The sequence below is a fragment of the Micromonospora sp. S4605 genome, from assembly GCF_003176715.1.
Classification (GTDB): Bacteria; Actinomycetota; Actinomycetes; order Mycobacteriales; family Micromonosporaceae; genus Micromonospora; species Micromonospora echinaurantiaca.
Genome location: NZ_QGSW01000269.1, coordinates 12,605 through 30,939 on the forward strand (window position 1 = coordinate 12,605; position 18,335 = coordinate 30,939).

An 18,335-nucleotide genomic window follows, 5' to 3' on the forward strand; every position below is an offset into this window, starting at 1 on the left:
CCGTCGCCGTCGTCAGGTAGCCGACAGATTCCGGTGGCCGTCCCGGGTGATCCGTACGTTGCCTTCCATGCGTCTCCCGTTCGCCAGCGGCCAGGTCGCTCTGTTCTACGCTGCCGTGCTCGCCGCGCTGGCGGCCCTGCTGCTGTCCGCCGGAACGCTGACCTGGTTCGACGAGGATCACGAGCCGGTGCCGACGCCGTCCCCGTCGCCGTCCCCGTCCGTTGAGCCGTGGTGGGACGACCCGCGCCATCCACCGAGGACCGCAGAGGTGCGGGTGCGGATCGAGCGGCGCAACGGCGCCGACGGCGAGCCCCTGGAGGTGGTGGCGCAGGTCGAGCACGACCTGGTGCTGCAGGCCGAGGACCCGCTGCTGCCGCTGGTCGCCGAGGGGTCGGTCACCGGCTCCGACCTGGTGGCGCGGGTGATCGGCGGAACGGCCGCCGCCACCGGCCGGCCGACGGTGGAGCGGGGGCCCGGCGGCCCCGCCCACGTCCGGTTTCCCGGCGTGGCCTACGCCGGGTTGGTCGAGTACGACGGCGAGCGCGTGCGGATGAGCTTCCCGCTGGAGATCGGGGGACGACAGCACCCGCGACCCGCGGCCGTCGCCGTCCAGTGTGGTGAGCCGCCGGACCCTCATCGTCGAGGCCGGTGACGCGGAGGTGGTTGCGGTCTCCGGCGCGTCGGTGGTGCGGCAGAGCCCGACCACGGTGCGGCTGGAGGGTCCGCCGGGAACCGCCCGAATCACTGTCGAGGCGGCCCAGAAGGGTCCGGTCGGCAGTGTCGTGGTCCCCTCCCCGGGGCCCTTCGACGGGTTCCTGTTGAGCCGGTCCGGCGTGGTGTTCGCTACCGGGATCGTGCTCCTCGGTCCGTGGCTCCTCCTGCTGCTGGTGTGGTGGCGGGCGCGTCGTGACGGCGGAGCGGTGGCGGTCGGGTGGGGCGCCGCGCGCCTCGTGGTGTCGGTGGGAACGCTGATCCTCCTGTTCGGCTACGACGGGACGGGGCCGCTGCGGGACAGCCTGCTGGTCGGTGTCACGGTGGTGTTCGCGGTGCTGTTGCTGGCGAGTCGGGCCCGGCTGCTGCGGGGCCTGCCGCCGTGGGATCCGGGGCAGCACCGCCGTCTGCTGCTCGGCTGTCTGCTGCTGGCAGTGGTCGTCGGCGCCGTCTCGCCGACCGTCCGGTACGTCTACCTGGTCCCCTCGGTGGCGGAACTGCTCGGCTACCTGGCGGTGATCGCCAGCGCGGCCGCCCTGGCCCGGGCACTGCGCGCCAGCGTGTGGCGCGGGGTGGCCACCGGTGTCGCGGTCGTCCTGCTCATGGCCACGGCGTCGGCGCTGCGGGAGGACGACGTGGACGTCGCCTCGGTCTACCACCTGTCCCTGGCGGTGTCCTTCGGCCTGCTGTGCGCGTTCCTCGCCGACCCGGCCTGGGGGCCGGACCGGCCCGCCGGGTTCGGCGCCGGCCAGCGCGTTCTCCTCTACGTCGGGGGTGCGGTGTCGTTCCTGCCGATCCTCGCGCTGGCCAGTGACGGCTACGGCGACCTGGAACGGCCGGTCGTCGCGGCCGTGTTCGGCGGCCTCACCACGGCCACCGCCCTGCTGGGCGTGGCGCTCGTGGTGGTGGCCGTGGCGGCGCTGCGGCGTCGGGGCGACCGGGCGGAGGCCCTGGACGACATCGTCGTGTGGGGACTGGCGCTGGCGAGCCTCGTCGTGCTCGCCGTCGAGCACAACGACCTGGTCCAGTTCAACGCGCTGGCGGTGGCCGCGCTGCTGGCGTCCTGGTGGCTGCTGCTGCCGAGGCGGCGGGGACCCGCCGCGGTCGCCCGCGCCGCGGTCGGGCCGGCGGCACACACCGCGCTGGTCAAGGCCGAGATGCGGCGCCGGCTGATGGAACTCAGCGCGCACGACGTCTACCGCTCGGCCCGAGCCCTGCTGCGTGACGGCTCGGTGGGCATCCGGGAGTACGAGCGCCGGCAGCACCGCATCGACCAGGCGGCGGCCGCTCGGGGCCGGACGGTCGCCGGTCTCCCGGTCAGCGACGCCCTGGCCACCGCCGGGGGCCGCCCGCCCGCTGACGGGGCGGTCGCCGCCGTCGGCTATGCCACGCCGCTCGTCGTCCTCGTCGTCGGGTACGAGGTGTGGGCGCTGCTCGTCGCGGAGCCCGGGTTGTTCCTGGAGCGCCCGGTGTGGCAGGTGGCCGTGGTGGTGATCCACATCCTGCGGTGGTTCGCCTACGCGGCCGTCTACGGATACTTCTACGCGTTGATCCGCGGCCGGACGCCGGTGGCCAAGGCGATGGCGCTGGTGCTGCTCGTCCTGCCGGCCGAGTTGCTGACCGTGCTGTCGTCGGTCAGCCCGCGGACCGACTGGGCCGGCGAGACCAGCATCACCACCGCTGGCGAGTTGTTCCTGGCGCTGGCCATCCGGGCCGGCCAGGTGGTGGTCTTCTGCGTGGTGCTCGGCCTCGCCTGGGAGCGGCGGCTGGCCGCGCTCGCCGGCTACCGCTGGGACCGGCTGCGCAACATCAGGAGCGTCCGCGCCCTCGCCACCCCGGCCGGCACCGTGCTCGTCGCGGTGGCCACCGCGCTCGGAACCGCCGTGGCGAGCACCGCTGTCGCGGCGCTGCTGACCTCGGGCAGCCCCGCCCCGACCCCTCAGTCCACCCCGCCGCCATCGCCCAGCGTCACGAAGGAGGCGGTGCGCTGACCGGGTAGGCCAGGGCGAGCGTGAGGTCGAGGACACTGGCCGGGTCGGTGAGCCGGTCGCCGTACAGCTCGCGCAGCTTGCCCATCCGGTAGCGGACCGTCTGCGGGTGCACGAAGAGGTCGGCCGCCACGTCGTCACGCCGGCCGTGGTGAAGCAGCCAGGAGCGCAGCGTCTCGGCGAGCCGGTCGGCGGTGGCCGGCGGCAGCCCGGCCAGCGGCGCCAGCGCCCGGGCCCGCAGGTCGGCCAGCGTCTCCGGGTCGGTGCCGAGCAGCAGCTCGGCCAGGTGCTGCTCGGTGTCCAGCGGGGCGCCGTCCGCCGGGTGCTCGATGCCGAGCGCGTGCGCCCGGCCGGCCCGCTGGTAGGCGTACGCGGCCCGGGTCCACGGGCGGGCCGGGCCGAGCACGGCCCGCCGGCCGTGCAGCACCCGGGCGAGCTGGCGCCGTCGGTCGCCGTGGGCGTCCGGGACGAGCAGCACGGCCAGTTCCGCGTCCGGTTCCGCCGTGGGCAGGTCCTCCGGGCTCTCCAGGGTGTGCTCGTCGAGCAGCGCCAGCGCCGAGCGCAGGTTGGCCCGCGGCAGCAGGACGACGGTGAGGGTCTGCGGCGGCGGCCAGTCGGCCCGCTCGGCGCTGCGCAGCAGCACCTCCTCCGGCTCGCCGGCGAGCAACTGCTGGGTCAGCCGTTCCAGGTTGCGTCGTCGGGCCCGCCCGGCGCTGGCCAGCTCGTCGGAGTGGCCGGCGACGCTGGCGGCGGAGAGCTCGTCGATGTAGGCGAACATCAGCTCGGCGAACTCGGCGACGGTCGCCGCGGCGAGCCCGCCCTCGACGGTGGTGGCGGCCATCTCCCGCCAGGAGACCCGGGCGCCCACCCGGTAGGCGGCCAGCAGCGCGTCCATGCTCCGCCCGGAGCGCGCCTCGCCGCTGCCCAGGGCGTACGCGGCCTCCAGCGCGGGAACCAGCGGGGTGCTCGGGTCGGCCGTCCGGGGCCGCTCGATCAGCTGGAGGAAGGTGCCGAGCGCGATCTGCACCGCGTTGGCGATCTTGGCGCGCATCTGGCCGGTGAGGGCGCCGGAGTAGCTGGGCACCTCGGCGGTGATCGCGGCGACCGTGCGCTCGGCGAGCAGCGGCAGCCGATCGCGCAGGGCGTCGGCCACCCGTTCGTCGAGCTCCAGGCGGGCCGCACGGTACGTCGCTCTCGTACCCTCCGTCACGAGTTGTTCCCTCCGCACAAGAATGCGGGATCACTTCACCCGCCAAAGCCAAGATTTTATGCCAGCGGGCCGCGACCATCGAGAGATGACCACGACAGTCCCCGCCTCTCGGGCAAAGCGGTCCGTTCGGGGCGGACTGCTCCGGCTGGCCGCCGCGGTCACCACCCCGCTGCTGCCCGAGGACTACCTCGACCTGCTCGCGCCGCTGCGCTCGGCGGACCTGCGCGGCCGGATCCTCGCCGTCCGCCCGGAGACCCCGGACGCGGCGACCCTGGTCATCCGCCCCGGCCGTGGCTGGCGCGGGCACACCCCCGGGCAGTACGTGCGGCTCGGCGTCGACGTCGACGGCGTACGCCAGTGGCGGGCCTACTCGGTCACCTCGGCCCCCGGCCGGCGCGGCGACCCGATCACCGTGACGGTCAAGGCCATCCCCGACGGGCTGGTCAGCAACCACCTCGTCCGCCGGCTGCGGCCCGGGACGATCGTGCAGCTCGACCAGGCCCAGGGCGACTTCGTGCTGCCGGACCCGGCACCGGGCCGGGTCCTCTTCCTCACCGCCGGCAGCGGGATCACCCCGGTGATGGGGATGCTGCGCGCCGGCGCGCTGGCCGGCGCCGACGTGGTCGTGGTGCACTCCGCGCCCAGCGCGGCCCAGGTGATCTTCGGCGCCGAGCTGCGCCGGCTCGCCGCCGACGGGGCGATCCGGTTGGTGGAGCGGCACACCGACACCGACGGCCTGCTCGGCGTCGCCGATCTCGACGCCCTGGTGCCCGACCACCTCGACCGCGAGACCTGGGCCTGCGGGCCGGTCGGCCTGCTCGACGCGCTGGAGGAGCACTGGACGGCGCGCGGGTGCCCCGACCGGCTGCACACCGAACGGTTCCGCCCGACCGTGGTGACGCCCGGCGAGGGCGGGACGCTCACCTTCACCCGGGCCGCGGTGACCGTCGAGACCGACGGAGCGACCCCGATCCTGGACGCCGGCGAGCGGGCCGGGGTGCTGATGCCCTCGGGCTGCCGGATGGGCATCTGCTTCGGCTGCGTCGTGCCGCTGCGCCAGGGCGCCGTCCGCGACCTGCGCAGCGGCCAGCTCACCACCGCCGTGCCCGGCGACGGCGTCCTCGTGCAGACCTGCGTCTCGGCGGCCGCCGGCCCCTGCGACCTCGACCTCTGATCGGAGACCCCGACGTGACCGTGATCCAGAAGAAGCCCGACAACCCGATCGCGCACCTGACGGCCGAGGACATCGAGACCATCGGCCGGGAACTCGACGCGATCCGCGACCGGGTGGTGGCCAGCCGGGGCGAGCGGGACGCCGCGTACATCCGCAAGGTCATCAGCACCCAGCGCCGGCTGGAGCTGGGCAGCCGGGCGGTGCTGCTGTTCTCGCTCTTCCCGCCGGCCTGGGTGGTCGGCACCGCCGGGCTCGCGGTCGCGAAGATCCTGGAGAACATGGAGATCGGGCACAACGTCCTGCACGGCCAGTGGGACTGGATGCGCGACCCGAAGATCCACTCGACCACCTGGGAGTGGGACCACGTCTCGCCGGCGGACCAGTGGAAGCACTCGCACAACGAACTGCACCACCGGTACACGAACGTCGTCGGTAAGGACAACGACCTCGGCTACGGCATCATGCGGGTCGACGAGGACCAGCCGTGGCACCCGATGCACCTCGGCCAGCCGCTGTGGAACTTCGTCAACGCGTGCTTCTTCGAGTACGGCATCGCCGCGTACGACCTGGAACTGGGCAAGAACCTGCAGCAGGGGCGGCACCGGGACCCGCAGTTCCGGGCCCGGGCCAAGGCGGTCGGGCGCAAGATCCGCCGGCAGGTGCTGAAGGACTACGTGCTGCACCCGCTGCTGTCCGGCCCCTCGTTCCTCAGCACCCTGGCCGCCACCTTCACCGCGAACCTGATCCGCAACGTGTGGAGCCACTCGGTGATCATGTGCGGGCACTTCCCGGAGGGCGTGGAGACCTTCGAGAAGCGTTCCATCGAGGGGGAGACCCGCGGCGAGTGGTACCTGCGGCAGATGCTCGGGTCGGCGAACATCAGCGGCAGCCGGCTGCTGCACCTGATGACCGGGAACCTGTCCTTCCAGATCGAGCACCACCTCTTCCCGGACCTGCCGAGCAACCGCTACCAGGAGATCGCCCCCGAGGTGCGGGCGCTCTTCGACCGGTACGGGCTGCGCTACACCGCCGGCTCGTTGCCCCGGCAGGTCTTCTCCGCCTGGAAGAAGGTTTTCCGGCTCTCCCTGCCCAACCGGACCCCGGCTGACCCGAGCCCGGCCGACGCGAGCCGGGCCGACGACCGGCCGGCGCGCGCCCTCGCGCCGTCGCTGGGCGGCTGACCCGGCACCGCGACGCCGCCCGGCGGGTCGGTTCCCGGCCCGCCCCCTCCCGGGCGCCGGCGGGTAAACCGGTGGGCGGCGGCGCCGGGGCGACGTACAGTCGGGGCATGGAGTCCAGGCGCCGAAGCATCGCCGCGACCGCACGAGCTGCCAGCTCGTCGGTCGCCGCCGCCTGATCTCCAGACCCCTTCGCCGGCGACCGGAAACGGTCCGCCGGCTTCTTCGCGTCCCGGGGCAACCCGTTCCGCGCCAGCGGACCCTTTCCGGTCACCACGACCCGAGAGGCATCCGCCATGAACCGCGACGAGATCGTCCGCACCTTCCTCGACTTCTACCGCGAGCGCAGCCACCGGCCGGTGCCCGACAGCTCGCTCATCCCGCCGCCCGGTGATCCGGTCCTGTTCACCACCTCCGGGATGCACCCGCTGACGCCCCACCTGCAGGGCCGTCCCCACCCGCTCGGCCGCCGGCTGGTGAACGTCCAGCGCTGCCTGCGCACCACCGACCTGGACGAGGTCGGCGACCGCACCCACCTGACCGTGTTCGAGATGCTCGGCTCGTGGTCGCTCGGCGACTACGACGTCTCGCAGAGCCTGCGCTGGGGCCACGAGCTGCTACGGGAGGGCTTCGGCGTCGAACCGGACCGGTTGCACGCGACAGTGTTCGGTGGCGACGAGCAGCTCGGGCCGGACCGGGTCTCGCTGGAGACCTGGGCGGAGCTCGGGGTACCGGTGGAGTTGACCAGCGGGGAGGACAACTGGTGGTCCAACGGACCGACCGGACCCTGCGGACCCGACTCGGAGATCTTCGTCTGGACCGGGGACGGCCCGCCCGGGGGCACCCCGGGCACCGACGACCGGTGGATGGAGGTCTGGAACCACGTGCAGATGCGCCACCACCGGCACGACGACGGCCGGCTGGAGCCGCTGCGGCAGCCCAACGTGGACACCGGGATGGGGCTGGAGCGGCTGGAGATGGTGCTGGGCGGCACCCGGTCGGTCTTCGAGGGCGACGGCCTGCGACCGTGGGTGCGCGGCGTCGGCGGCCTGTGGCGGCTGGACGAGGTGCCGCTGCGCCAGGTCTGCGACCACCTCCGCTCCGGCGTGGTAGTCGTCGGCGACGGCGTCCGCCCGTCGAACACCGGCCGGGGATACGTGCTGCGCCGGCTGGTCCGCCGGGTGCTCACCACCCTGTGGCGCGACGACCCGTCCCGCACCCTCTCCGACCTGCCGACCGAGCCGGTCCGGCACACTCTGGACGGGTTCGGGCAGCAGACCGGCGTCGACGAGGTGCGCCAGGTGTTCGGCGGCGAGGAGCGCCGGTTCCGGGAACTGCTGCGGCGGGGCCGGCCGCTGGTCCGCCGGCGCCGCTCCCGCGGGCCGCTGACCGGCGAGGACTACCGCTGGCTGCACGACACCCACGGGCTGCCCCGCGACCTGGTCGAGCACCTGGTCGGTGAGCTGGGCTGACACCGTCTCACGGGGTGCGTGCAACCGGATCGGGCGCCGCGCCCATCCCTACGGTGACGGCAGTGGACGGGAGTGGTGGATGCAGGCGACACAACGGCACGAGTACGTCGAATTCGTCACGGCCACCACCCCGAAGCTGCGCCGCACCGCCTACCTGCTCACCGGTGACCAGCACCGGGCCGACGACGTGGTGCAGCAGACGCTGACCAAGCTCTACCTCAAGTGGCCACGGGTGCGGGGCGCCGACGACGTCGAGGCGTACGTGCACCGGATGCTGGTGCGGGTCTTCCAGGAGGAGCGGCGGTCTCGCTGGTGGGGGGTACGGCTGCTGGACCGTACGCCCGAGCCGGTGCCCCGCGACGACCCGGGCGGCCCGGACGACGCCGTGGTGGACGCGGTCACGCTGCGCCGCGCGCTGGCGTCCGTGCCGCCGGGGCAGCGGGTCGTGCTGGTGCTGCGGTTCTACGCGGACCTCTCCGTCGAGCAGACCGCCGGGGTGCTCGGCTGCTCGACCGGCAACGTGAAGAGCCAGACCGCGCGGGGACTCGCCGCGCTGCGCCGCTGGCTGCCGCTGGACACGGACTCGGAGGAAGTGGCGCGGTGAACGACAACGAGGAGCGGGCGGTGCGTACCCTGCTGAGCCGGATAGCCGACGAACTGCCGGCCGGGGGCGTGCCGGCGACGGAACTGGTCACCGGCGGCGAGCGGATGCTGCGGCGGCGGCGGTTCGCCGTCGCCGGGGCAGCCGCCGTGCTGACAGTGGTCGCGGTGCTCGGCGGGACCGTCCTCGCCGGTGGCCCCCGGGCCGCCCGGACGCCGACGCCGGCCGACAGCGGGACACCGACGCCGGCCGGGCCGCCCACCGTGGCGCCCGAGCGGTTCGACCCGACCCGCCAGCCGTTCCGGCTCGGCTCGCTGCCCCCGAACGTGGGCCACCAGACCTACGAGACGGACGTCCGGATGGTGACGGTCAACGCGAGCGTGCCGGACGCGATCAGCCCGGGCGGACCGGTCGAGGCGGGCCCGATCATGGCGTTCTCCGCGTCGGTGACCGTCCGGATGGGCGCCCGCGGGGTGGACGTCTTCTTCAACGAGCGGGAACGGGTCGAGGACCGGCGAATGGGCGGTCCCCCGCCAGAGGTTCCGCTGCCCGGCGCGCCGGTGGCGCCGGTGAACGGGAAGCCCGCGTTCTTCTACACCCACCAGCACGCTGCCGTGCTCTCCTGGCAGTACGCCCCGGACGGCTGGATCGCGATCAGCGTCTGGGAGTACGACCGCCCGGAGGAACTCGCCCGCCAGATCGCCGAAGGGCTGGTCTGGGAGGAGCGACCGGTGACCGTACCCTTCGCGTCGGTCGCCGCTCCCGGGGGAGTGGTCCTGGAGGGCACCGAGATACGGACGTTCCGGGGCGGGTGGCTGGACGCGAGCCTGCGGTACGTGCTGCCGGAGAACGTCGGCTCGGCGGAGGTTCGCGCCGACTACATGCTCGGCGTGAGCAACGGGATCTTCAAGGACAGCGAGTTCAAGGGCGGGCTCACCGTGGCCGGCCGGCCGGCCACGGCCACCGACGGACCCGCCGGAATGGGCGTCTACCGGGTCGCCCAGCTGCCCGGCGGCTGCACCGGCTGCGTCGCCGAGGTCAACTCCGAGACGGTGGCGGGGCAGGCGGCGGTGGGTGGCCGGGCCGGCGCGCTCGACCTGGCCGCGTCCATCCGGCTGGTGGACGGGTGGGACGACCCGGCGTCCTGGCGGCCGGTGTAGCCGACGGGGGATCGCGGACGGGCCGGCCCGGCGGGACGGGGGCGGGCCGGCCCGAGCGGATCCGGCGCGACGCGGCGGGCGCGCGGTTGGTGCGTCGGGCGGCGCGATCGGCCAGGATGAGCTGCGGAAGGGCGGCCGGGCCGGATCGCGGTGCCGTCGGCCCGCCGAGGAAGGAGACCCGTGCCGTCCACCCTGCTCTCCCGCCGTGACCTGAGGTTCCTGCTGCACGAGTGGCTGGACGTGGCGCGGCTGACCGAACGGTCCCGCTACGCCGAGCACTCGCGGGAGACCTTCGACGCCGTGCTGGACCTCGCCGAGCAGGTGGCCACCGAGCGGTTCGCCCCGCACAACCGGGCGGCCGACCTCACCGAGCCCACCTTCGACGGCCAGCGGGTGCGGCTGATCCCGCAGGTCAAGGCGGCGCTGGACGTGTTCGCCGAGACCGGGCTGCTGGCCGCCAGCCTGGACTCCTCGGTCGGTGGCATGCAACTGCCGCACGCCGTCGCGGCGGCCTGCTTCGCCTGGTTCCAGGCCGCCAACGTGGCCACCTCGGCGTACCCGTTCCTCACGCTGGGCAACGCCAACCTGCTGCTGGCGCACGGCAGCGCCGAGCAGGTCGACACCTGGGTACGGCCGATGGTGCGGGGCCGGTTCTTCGGCACCATGTGCCTGTCCGAGCCGCAGGCCGGCAGCTCACTGGCGGACATCACCACCCGGGCGGAGCCGCAGGACGACGGGACGTACCGGCTGCACGGCACCAAGATGTGGATCTCCGGTGGGGACCACGAACTCGCCGAGAACATCGTGCACCTGGTGCTCGCCCGGATTCCCGGCGGGCCGCCGGGGGTCAAGGGGATCTCGCTGTTCATCGTGCCCAAGGTGCTGCTGGGCGACGACGGCGCGCTGGGCGCCCGCAACGACGTCGTGCTGGTCGGCCTCAACCACAAGCTGGGCTACCGGGGCACCACGAACACGCTGCTCAACTTCGGCGAAGGGGTGCACCGCCCGGGCGGGCGCCCCGGCGCGGTCGGCTACCTCGTCGGCGAGCCGCACCAGGGCCTGGCGCAGATGTTCCACATGATGAACGAGGCGCGCATCGGGGTCGGCGCCGGCGCCACGGCGCTCGGCTACACCGGCTACCTGAAGTCCCTGGCGTACGCCCGGCAGCGCCCGCAGGGCCGGCCGGTGGCCGACAAGGACCCGACCGTGCCGCAGGTGCCGATCGTCGCGCACGCCGACGTCAAACGGATGCTGCTGGCGCAGAAGAGCTACGTGGAGGGCGCGCTCGCGCTGGTGCTCTACTGCGGCCGGCTGCTGGACGAGCAGCGGACCGCGCCGGCCGAAGCCGACCGGGACCGGGCCCGCCTGCTGCTGGACGTGCTCACCCCGATCACCAAGAGCTGGCCCTCGCAGTGGTGCCTGGCCGCCAACGACCTGGCCATCCAGGTGCACGGGGGGTACGGCTACACCCGCGACTACGACGTGGAGCAGCACTGGCGGGACAACCGGCTCAACCCGATCCACGAGGGCACGCACGGTATCCAGGCGCTGGACCTGCTCGGCCGCAAGGTGACCATGCGGGACGGGGCCGGCCTGGCGCTGCTGGTCGACACCATCCGGGCCACGGTCGGCCGGGCCTGGAAGGCCGAGGGGGAGCCCGCCGAGCTGGCCGCCCGGCTGGGCGGTGCGCTGGACCGGGTCTCGCTGGTGACCCGGCGGCTGTGGGAGCGGGGCGAGCCAGAGCTGGCGCTGGCCAACGCCAGCGTCTACCTGGAGGCGGTCGGCCACGTGGTGATCGCCTGGATGTGGCTGGAGCAGCTGCTCGCCGTCGAGACCGCGAGCGGTCCGACCGACTCCGGCGACGACGTGGCCTTCTACGCCGGCAAGCGGCAGGCCGCCCGGTACTTCTTCCGGTACGAGCTGCCCCGTACCGGCCCCCAGTTCGACCTGCTGGAAAGCCTGGACCGGACCACCCTGGAGATGCGCGAGGACTGGTTCTGACCAGGCCGGCGGTGCGCCGGCCGCCTATCCTTGCCGGTCATGGGCGAGGCGATGGCGGCGCGACCCGCCGAGGACGATCGGCTGGCCGCGGCCCGCCGGTCGGCTGACCCGCCGGTGGCGCGCGACCGTCGGACGACGGCCGCGCGTCACCTGTCGCGAACTGCGCGGGTGCGTCAGCAGCCGGTCCAGCGGACCGGGCTGATCCGGGTACCCCGCTGGAAGCCGACCACGATGCCGTTGTCCGAGATCGCGTTGGCCCCGACGCTGACGCCGGTGCCGCCGCCCGGCAGCACCACCGAGCTGGTGCCCCGGCTGATCCGGTTGCTGCCGACGACCACGCCGTGCCGGTTGACGTCGGTCAGCCAGTCGAACCGCGGGTCGAGGCCGACGCTGGCGCCACTGGTGTGGTCCCAGCGCACGTTGACGGTGTTCGGGCCGCCGAGGTCGACCCAGCCGATCGCGTACCGGCCGCCGGCCCCCAGCACCCGCGCTGACCGCGCACCGGGGACGGTCAGCTCGCGGACCTCGCCGGCCGGGGTGCGAACCCAGCCGGTGGGCGTGGTGAACGAGCCAGCCGTGCCGACGATGGTGCCGTCCTCGGTGATCCCGTCCGTCTGCCCGGTGCTGGGAGCGTCGAGGACCTCGACGGTGCCCGGTCGGGCGGCGGGCCACCGCAGCGGGAAACTCTCGCTCGTCATGGGGGAGGCGCCGTACCCGACGATGTCCCCGGCACCGTTGATCCCGGTCACCCAGATGCCGTCCGAGGGCACCACGGGCAGGAACTCGACCCGGCCCGCGTGGTAGCGCCACGGCCGGCCGATGCTGTTCTCCCAGCCGTTGCCGACCACCACTCCGCTGGAGTTGACGTCGACCACCGTGTCGGCGATGGACGACTCGATGGTGGTCAGCCGACCGCCGTCCCAGATCAGCAGCAGCGGCTGGTTGACCCCACCGGTGGTCCGCAGCCCGGAACCGGCGATGTACCGGCCGGTCGGGTCGATGGCGTCGGCCGACGCCCGGTACGAGTCGGCCGGGTAGGCCAGCGGTCGGAGCGTGCAGAGGCGGATGCTCTTCCCGGTCGCCGCGGTGGCGGCACCGGCCGTGCCGGCGACGCCGAGCGAGGCGGTCAGCAGGCCGGCGGCGACTCCGGCCAGGATCCGGCGTCGAGCGATCTGGGTCATGGGTTCCTCCCCCGTGTACGGCCCGGCTGTTCGGGCCTAGGCACACGCAAGACGCGTGACAGTGGTGGAAGGTTGCGGCGCTGTCGGATCGGCGACGTGCAGGTTCGGTCCGCTGTGGACGAGGTTCCGCCGCCCGCCCGGCGGGCGGTCAGGCCGGGGTGTGCGCGACGTAGACGGTGTTGGCCGACTCGCCGCCGGTCAGCGGGTTGGGAAACGGCACGACGTGCGCCCGCGCGGTGGTGAACACCTCGGCGAGGACCGCCTCGAAGTCGGCGTCGGGCGGGTCGTCCGACCAGAGCGCGAACACCCCGTCCGGGTGCAGGCAGGCGGCGAGTCGGCGCAGCCCGTCCGGCGTGTAGAAGGCGGCGTGGCTGGGGTGCAGCACCTGGCGGGGGGAGTGGTCGACGTCGAGCAGTACGGCGTGGAACCGCCGCTCGGCGGCGTCCGGGTCGAGGCCGGTGCCGCCGGCGACCGCGGCGAAGAAGTCCGCCCGCACGAACCGGGTCCGCGGATCGGTGGCCAGCCCGGCCGCGAAGGGCAGCAGTTCCCGCCGGTGCCAGTCGATGACGTCCTCGATCGCCTCCACCACGACCAGCGACCGGACCCGGTCGTCGGTCAGCGCGGTGCGGGCGGTGTAGCCGAGGCCGAGGCCACCGACGACCACGTCGAGGGCCGGGCCGGTCAGCGCGGCCAGCCCCAGCCGGGCCAGTTCGATCTCCGCGACCGGGAAGAGGCTGGACATCAGGTACTCGTCGTCGAGCTTCACCTCGTACACCTCGGTGTCGAGGAAGGGGTCGCGGCGCCGGCGCAGGCTGATGGCGCCGATCGGGGTCTCCCGCCAGGCCAGTTCCTCGAATCGCGCGCTCACCGGCGGGGATGCTACCCGCCCGGGCGTCCGGCACCCGCGGCCGGCGCGCCGGCGGGCGACGACGCATCGATCCGCCACCGCCGGGTATGCGGGCTGGCTGAGGCGCCCGGACGGGAGCCGGACAGGGAGTACGCACCGTGGCGGAGATGCTGGCCGGACGACTGCACCTGACGGAGCGGGCACTGCGCCTGGAGACGGTGCCGGTGCCCGAGCCGGCGCCGGGGCAGGTGCGGATCAAGGTCGCGGCGGCCGGGGTGTGCCTGTCGGACGTGCACCTGATCGACGGCACGCTCACCCCGCTCTACCTGCCCGGCGACGTGGTCACCCTCGGCCACGAGGTGGCCGGCGTGGTGGACGCCCTCGGCGACGGCGTCGAGGGGTGGCAGCCCGGCCAGCGGGTGCTGCTGCAGGCGGGCGAGCGGGACCGGCGCGGCACCGTGTTCACCCGCGGCGTGGACTACGACGGCGGTTGGGCCGAGTACGCCGTGGCCAGCCAGGAGACCGTGGTGCCGATCCCGGACGAGTTGCCGTTCGAGCAGGCTTGCATCATCCCCGACGCGGTCTCCACGCCCTGGGCGGCGGTGACCGACACCGGGCGGACCCGGCCCGGCGAGGCGGTCGCGGTCTGGGGCGTCGGCGGGCTGGGCGCGCACGCCGTGCAGCTGCTCCGGCTGGCCGGCGCGGCCCCGGTGATCGCGGTGGAGCCGCTCGCGGCAGCCCGCGACCGGGCGCTGGCCCTCGGCGCGGACGCCGCGCTCGACCCGGGCGACAGCGCCTTCCGCGACGCCGTGCTGGGGCTGACCGACGGCCGTGGGCTGGACGTGGCGTTCGACTTCGCCGGGGTGACCGCGGTCCGCGAACAGGCGCTCACGGTGCTCGGCCGGCGCGGCCGGCTGGTGCTGGCCGGCATCGCCAACAAGCCGGTGACGATCCCCTCGGACAGCCCGTTCAACTACCTGCAACAGGCGGTGCTCGGGCACTACGGCTCGGAGGCCGAGCACGTGGAGCAGCTGGTGTCGCTGGCCCGGCAGCGGCGCCTGGACCTGTCCGCCTCGGTCAGCGACGTGCTGCCGCTGGCCGAGGCGGACCAGGCGGTGCGGCGGGTGCAGAGCAAGCAGGGCAACCCGATCCGGCTGATCCTGCGGCCCTGACCCCGCGCGTCACCGGGCGGCGGTCACCGGCAGGACGTTCGCGTTGGCTCGGCCGCGCCGCGCCGCGCCGGGCCGGGCCGGGCCGCGCCGCGCCGCGCCGCGCACCCTGCCCGACTGCCCGCCCTCCCGCCGAGGGCAGCGACGGAGGGTCGTCGGGATATCGACGCAGCGCTTATCCTGTGCCCCGACCGACTCGCCGGAAGGGATCCCATGCCGTCGCGGCAGGACCAGCTGCACTCGTACCAGTTCACCGTCCAGCGGGCGGTCGCCGCGCTGGTGATGCGCGAAACCGACCCGGCGCAGTCGCCGTTCCGGCGGCTGGCCGGCGCCGCGCTGGCCAGCGTCCTGGTCGCGGCCATCGGAGTGGGCGGCTCCGCGCTCTACGGGCTCTTCGCCGGGGGTGGCAGCAAGTGGCGCGACGCCGGCGCGGTGATCGTGGAGAAGGAGTCCGGCGCCCGGTTCGTCTACCGGGAGCAGAAACTGCACCCGGTGCTCAACTACGCCTCCGCGCTGCTGATCATCGGGGCGGACCGGCCGAAGACCGTACTGGTCTCCCGCCGCTCCATCGACGGCGTGCCGCGCGGCCTCCCGCTCGGCATCGCCGACGCCCCCGACTCGCTGCCCGCCCCGGGCCGGCTGGTCACCGCGCCCTGGACGGTCTGCTCCGCGGCCCCGACCGGGACCGCGCCGGAGGCGCCCCGATCGGCGCTGCTGGTCGGGGTCGACGCCGCCGACGGCCGGCCGCTCGGCGAGGACGCGCTGCTGCTGCGGCACCCGGACGGCGGGCTGCACCTGCTCTGGCACCACCGGCGGCACCTCGTCCGGGACGCCAACCGGGTGCTCGCGGCGCTGGCGGCCACCCGGGCCCGCGCCGTCCCGGTCGCCCCGGCGCTGCTCAACGTCCTGCCGGCCGGCGCCGACCTGGCGCCGCTGGCGCTGCCCGACGAGGGCGAGCCCTCCGAGCGGGTGTCCGGCGCCCGGATCGGCGACGTCTACCTGGTGCGCAACTCCGGCGGTGGCCGGCAGTACGCCGTCGCGCTGCGGGACGGGCTGGCCGGCATCACCGAACTCCAGGCCAGCCTGCTGCTCGCCCGCACCGGCCAGCGTGAGCCGGAGTCGATCACGCTGGGCCGGTTCGCCGCGCTGCCGAAACTGCCCGACCTCGCGCCGACCGGCCCGGCCGCGCCGCCGACCGTACCGCCGAGGCTGGCCGCCCTGGACGGGGCGGCGCTCTGCGCCCGGTTCGGCGACGACGGCGCGGTGGTCGACGTCCGGCTCGGCGCGGCCCTGCCCGACCTCGGGGCCACGCCCCGGACCCCGGCACCGGTCGGCGGCGGGGTGCTGGCCGACCACGTCCTGGTCGAGCCGGGACGGGGCGCGGTCGTCGAGTCGGTCGCCGCGCCGGGGGCGACCGGCGGCGCCGTCTCCGTCGTCACCGACCTGGGCCGCCGGTACGTGCTGGCCGGCGGCGAGGTGCTCGGCATGCTCGGCTACCGCGACGTCCGGCCGGCCCGGTTGCCCGCCGGGCTGGTCAGTCTGGTCCCGGCCGGCGCCACCCTGGACCCCGCGGCGGCCCGGGTGGTGGCCGCCCCGACCTGAGGCTCGCCGAAACGCCCGCCGCCGAACCCGGCGGCGGGGCCGGTCAGGCCGGGCGGCGCAGTACGCTGACCGCGAAGTCGGCGTCGTCCCGCCACGGGCGCAGGTCCCAGGTCGCGAAGCGGTGCTCCAGGCGCAGCCCGGCGGCCACCGCGTGGGCGTCGAACTCGGTCAGCGGGTAACCCCGATCGGTGCCGAAACCGACCACCATCACGCCGTCGGGACGCAGGTGCGCCGCGATCCGGGCCAGCACCGCCGGCTCGGTGCCCGGCGCGACGAAGGCCATCACGTTGCCGGCGACCACTGCCGCGTCGAACGGCTCGGGTTCGCCGGCGGCGGCCAGATCCAGCTCCGCCAGGTCGGCGACCAGCCACCGCGGCCCGGGGTGATCGGCCCGGGCGGCCTCGACCAGCGCCGGGTCGGCGTCCACCCCCACCACGGTGTGCCCGCGGGCGGCGAGCGCGGCACCGACCCGGCCGGTGCCGCAGCCGGCGTCGAGGATCCGCGACCCGGGCGCGACCACGGTGTCCATGAACCGGGCCTCACCGGCCAGGTCGGCACCCTCGGCCGCCAGCCGGCGGAACCGGTCGATGTACCACTGCGAGTGCTCCGGGCCGGTGTCGGTGGCCCAGCGGGTCGGGTTAGCCATGCCCCAACGCTAGTGCGGTGGCCTTTAACGTTTGCCGGGGCGGTCGGGTTGGGGAAAGTGTCGTAGGGGTGGTGTTGGGTTTGGTTCGTGCCTCGTCGTCGGGATGCTGCTGCGCCGCGGGTCGTGTATCGCACGGCCCGGGTGGGGTTGCGGGTGACGGCGGGGCAGCGGCGGCGCTGTTTCGGTCTGCTGCGTTCGGCGGGTGATGTGTGGGCGTGCGTGTTGGAGGTCAACGCGTGGCGGCGCCGCCGCCGGGACGCGCCGCTGGTCGGCTACCGGGAGTTGTGTCGGGAGTTGGCGGCGGCCGGGCCGGGCACCTTCGGCGAGTTGGACACGACTGGCGCCCGGTCGGTGTTGCGTCAGTTCTCTGATGCGTGGTTCGCGGCCGCGAAACGCCGTAAGGCGGGAGACGTGTCGGCAAGGTTCCCGCGGCGTCGGCGGGGATTGGTGCCGGTGCGCTGGTATCACGGCACGTTCACCCTGGATGGGCGTCGGGCACGGATCCCGACCGCAAAAGGCAGCCCGCCGTTGTGGGTGCGCCTGTCGCGGGAGGTGCCGTACCCGATCGAGCAGGTCCGGTCGATCACCCTGCTGTGTGAGGGTGGCCGCCTGTTCCTCGACGTCACCGCCGAGGTCCCGATCACGGCCTACCTGCCGGGCGAGGAGCCGGATCCGGGCCGGTTGGCCGGGGTCGATTTGGGGATCATCCATCCGTACGCGGTCGCCGGCCCGGACGGTGAGGCGCTGTTGGTATCGGGGCGGGCGATCCGCGCCGAGCACCGCATGCACCTGGCCGACACCAAAACCCGGCGCCGCGCCGTCGCCCGGCGAGCCCCGAAACCGGGCCAGCGAGGCTCACGCCGGTGGCGCAAGTATCGGCGCCGGGCGCGGCTGGTCGACGGGCGGCATCGGCGGCGGGTCCGCCAGGCCCAGCACGAAGCCGCCCGCACGGTCATCACCTGGGCTCAACAGCAGCGCGTCGGTGTGCTGCACGTCGGCGACCCCCGCGGGGTGCTCGACATCGACGCCGGGCGGCGGCACAACCTGCGGCTACGGCAGTGGCAGATCGGCCGCCTCCTGCAGGTCCTCACCGACAAGGCCACCCTCGCCGGCATCACCGTCCGGCTCGTCGACGAACGCGGCACCTCCTCCACCTGCCCCACCTGCCACCGGCGGGTCCCGAAACCACGTGGACGGACCCTGACCTGCCCCCACTGCACATTCACCGGGCACCGCGACCTCGTCGCGGCCGCCACCATCGCCACCCGGGTACCGGGCGGCGGACCCACCACCCCGCCAGCCAGCGTTGTGCTGCCGGAGGTGGTCACGCACCGTCGAGCCGGCCGGCACCTACCCGGCGCCGTCCGGGGTGGGCGGCGGGGGTCACGTCGGGAC

The 18,335-nt window shown here is 74.5% G+C and carries 15 protein-coding genes; 11 read left to right on the forward strand and 4 right to left on the reverse strand.

Annotated features, from left to right (window positions below; all coding sequences use genetic code 11):
• Positions 1–67: 67 nt before the first annotated feature.
• Together DLJ47_RS24275 and DLJ47_RS24280 are read left to right on the forward strand one after the other, a co-directional pair.
• Complete coding sequence (locus DLJ47_RS24275; protein WP_109903088.1) at positions 68–652, forward strand: hypothetical protein; 585 nt, start codon at positions 68–70, stop codon at positions 650–652.
• The gene (locus DLJ47_RS24280) at positions 618–2,702 is read left to right on the forward strand and encodes a hypothetical protein (RefSeq protein ID WP_109903090.1); all 2,085 of its coding nucleotides are present in this window, start codon (positions 618–620) and stop codon (positions 2,700–2,702) included. The genes DLJ47_RS24275 and DLJ47_RS24280 overlap by 35 nt, the downstream gene beginning before the upstream one ends.
• Here the strand turns inward: DLJ47_RS24280 and DLJ47_RS24285 are convergent.
• A complete protein-coding gene (locus DLJ47_RS24285) occupies positions 2,680–3,909 on the reverse strand; it encodes a PucR family transcriptional regulator (protein WP_109903092.1) in 1,230 nt (409 codons plus the stop codon). The two genes, DLJ47_RS24280 and DLJ47_RS24285, sit on opposite strands and share 23 nt — an antisense overlap.
• An 85-nt stretch (positions 3,910–3,994) precedes the next feature.
• Here DLJ47_RS24285 and DLJ47_RS24290 point away from each other — a divergent pair, with 85 nt between their 5' ends.
• From DLJ47_RS24290 to DLJ47_RS24315, 6 genes are all read left to right on the forward strand, one after another.
• Positions 3,995–5,083, forward strand: a complete 1,089-nt coding sequence (locus DLJ47_RS24290) for a ferredoxin reductase (protein ID WP_109903094.1) — start codon at positions 3,995–3,997, stop codon at positions 5,081–5,083.
• A gap of 14 nt (positions 5,084–5,097) precedes the next feature.
• Positions 5,098–6,264, forward strand: a complete 1,167-nt coding sequence (locus DLJ47_RS24295) for a fatty acid desaturase family protein (protein WP_233257994.1) — start codon at positions 5,098–5,100, stop codon at positions 6,262–6,264.
• A gap of 293 nt (positions 6,265–6,557) precedes the next feature.
• The gene (locus DLJ47_RS24300; RefSeq protein WP_109903096.1) at positions 6,558–7,733 is read left to right on the forward strand and encodes an alanine--tRNA ligase-related protein; all 1,176 of its coding nucleotides are present in this window, start codon (positions 6,558–6,560) and stop codon (positions 7,731–7,733) included.
• A 79-nt stretch (positions 7,734–7,812) separates the two neighbouring features.
• Entirely contained in the window at positions 7,813–8,337 is a 525-nt protein-coding gene (locus DLJ47_RS24305) for a SigE family RNA polymerase sigma factor (protein WP_109903098.1), read from the forward strand.
• Positions 8,334–9,494 (forward strand): hypothetical protein, encoded by a 1,161-nt coding sequence (locus DLJ47_RS24310; RefSeq protein WP_109903100.1) that lies wholly within the window; start codon positions 8,334–8,336, stop codon positions 9,492–9,494. The genes DLJ47_RS24305 and DLJ47_RS24310 overlap by 4 nt, the downstream gene beginning before the upstream one ends.
• A 180-nt stretch (positions 9,495–9,674) precedes the next feature.
• Positions 9,675–11,495 carry an acyl-CoA dehydrogenase gene (locus tag DLJ47_RS24315; protein ID WP_109903102.1) on the forward strand — a complete coding sequence of 607 codons (1,821 nt, stop codon included), beginning with the start codon at positions 9,675–9,677 and terminating at the stop codon, positions 11,493–11,495.
• Positions 11,496–11,668: 173 nt separating this feature from the next.
• Here DLJ47_RS24315 and DLJ47_RS24320 read toward each other — a convergent pair whose 3' ends face one another.
• Both DLJ47_RS24320 and DLJ47_RS24325 read right to left on the reverse strand, forming a co-directional pair.
• On the reverse strand, positions 11,669–12,676 hold the full coding sequence (locus DLJ47_RS24320) for a hypothetical protein (protein WP_109903104.1): 1,008 nt from the start codon (positions 12,674–12,676) through the stop codon (positions 11,669–11,671).
• A gap of 148 nt (positions 12,677–12,824) precedes the next feature.
• On the reverse strand, positions 12,825–13,544 hold the full coding sequence (locus DLJ47_RS24325; protein ID WP_109903106.1) for a spermidine synthase: 720 nt from the start codon (positions 13,542–13,544) through the stop codon (positions 12,825–12,827).
• A 146-nt stretch (positions 13,545–13,690) separates the two neighbouring features.
• On the opposite strand from DLJ47_RS24325, the gene DLJ47_RS24330 reads away from it, so the two are divergent.
• Positions 13,691–14,695: a zinc-binding dehydrogenase gene (locus DLJ47_RS24330; protein ID WP_199235992.1), complete on the forward strand. Its 1,005-nt coding sequence runs from the start codon at positions 13,691–13,693 to the stop codon at positions 14,693–14,695.
• A 210-nt stretch (positions 14,696–14,905) separates the two neighbouring features.
• Positions 14,906–16,294, forward strand: coding sequence for a type VII secretion protein EccB (gene eccB, locus DLJ47_RS24335; protein ID WP_109903110.1), 1,389 nt, complete (start codon positions 14,906–14,908; stop codon positions 16,292–16,294).
• 43 nt (positions 16,295–16,337) lie between these two features.
• Here eccB and DLJ47_RS24340 read toward each other — a convergent pair whose 3' ends face one another.
• Entirely contained in the window at positions 16,338–16,940 is a 603-nt protein-coding gene (locus DLJ47_RS24340) for a class I SAM-dependent methyltransferase (RefSeq protein ID WP_109903112.1), read from the reverse strand.
• Between the two features lie 153 nt (positions 16,941–17,093).
• Between DLJ47_RS24340 and DLJ47_RS24345 the strand changes: the two genes are divergently transcribed.
• Positions 17,094–18,335: RNA-guided endonuclease InsQ/TnpB family protein (locus DLJ47_RS24345; RefSeq protein ID WP_255562331.1), on the forward strand; the 1,242-nt coding region annotated here is incomplete at its 3' end.

What these genes read in the sequence shown, in the direction of transcription:
- DLJ47_RS24275 (WP_109903088.1), top strand. Translation starts at nt 68, where the DNA reads ATGCGTCTCCCGTTCGCCAGCGGCCAGGTCGCTCTGTTCTACGCTGCC.
- DLJ47_RS24290 (WP_109903094.1), top strand. Translation starts at nt 3,995, where the DNA reads ATGACCACGACAGTCCCCGCCTCTCGGGCAAAGCGGTCCGTTCGGGGC.
- DLJ47_RS24300 (WP_109903096.1), top strand. Translation starts at nt 6,558, where the DNA reads ATGAACCGCGACGAGATCGTCCGCACCTTCCTCGACTTCTACCGCGAG.
- DLJ47_RS24305 (WP_109903098.1), top strand. Translation starts at nt 7,813, where the DNA reads ATGCAGGCGACACAACGGCACGAGTACGTCGAATTCGTCACGGCCACC.
- DLJ47_RS24320 (WP_109903104.1), bottom strand. Translation starts at nt 12,676, where the DNA reads ATGACCCAGATCGCTCGACGCCGGATCCTGGCCGGAGTCGCCGCCGGC.
- DLJ47_RS24330 (WP_199235992.1), top strand. Translation starts at nt 13,691, where the DNA reads ATGCTGGCCGGACGACTGCACCTGACGGAGCGGGCACTGCGCCTGGAG.
- eccB (WP_109903110.1), top strand. Translation starts at nt 14,906, where the DNA reads ATGCCGTCGCGGCAGGACCAGCTGCACTCGTACCAGTTCACCGTCCAG.
- DLJ47_RS24340 (WP_109903112.1), bottom strand. Translation starts at nt 16,940, where the DNA reads ATGGCTAACCCGACCCGCTGGGCCACCGACACCGGCCCGGAGCACTCG.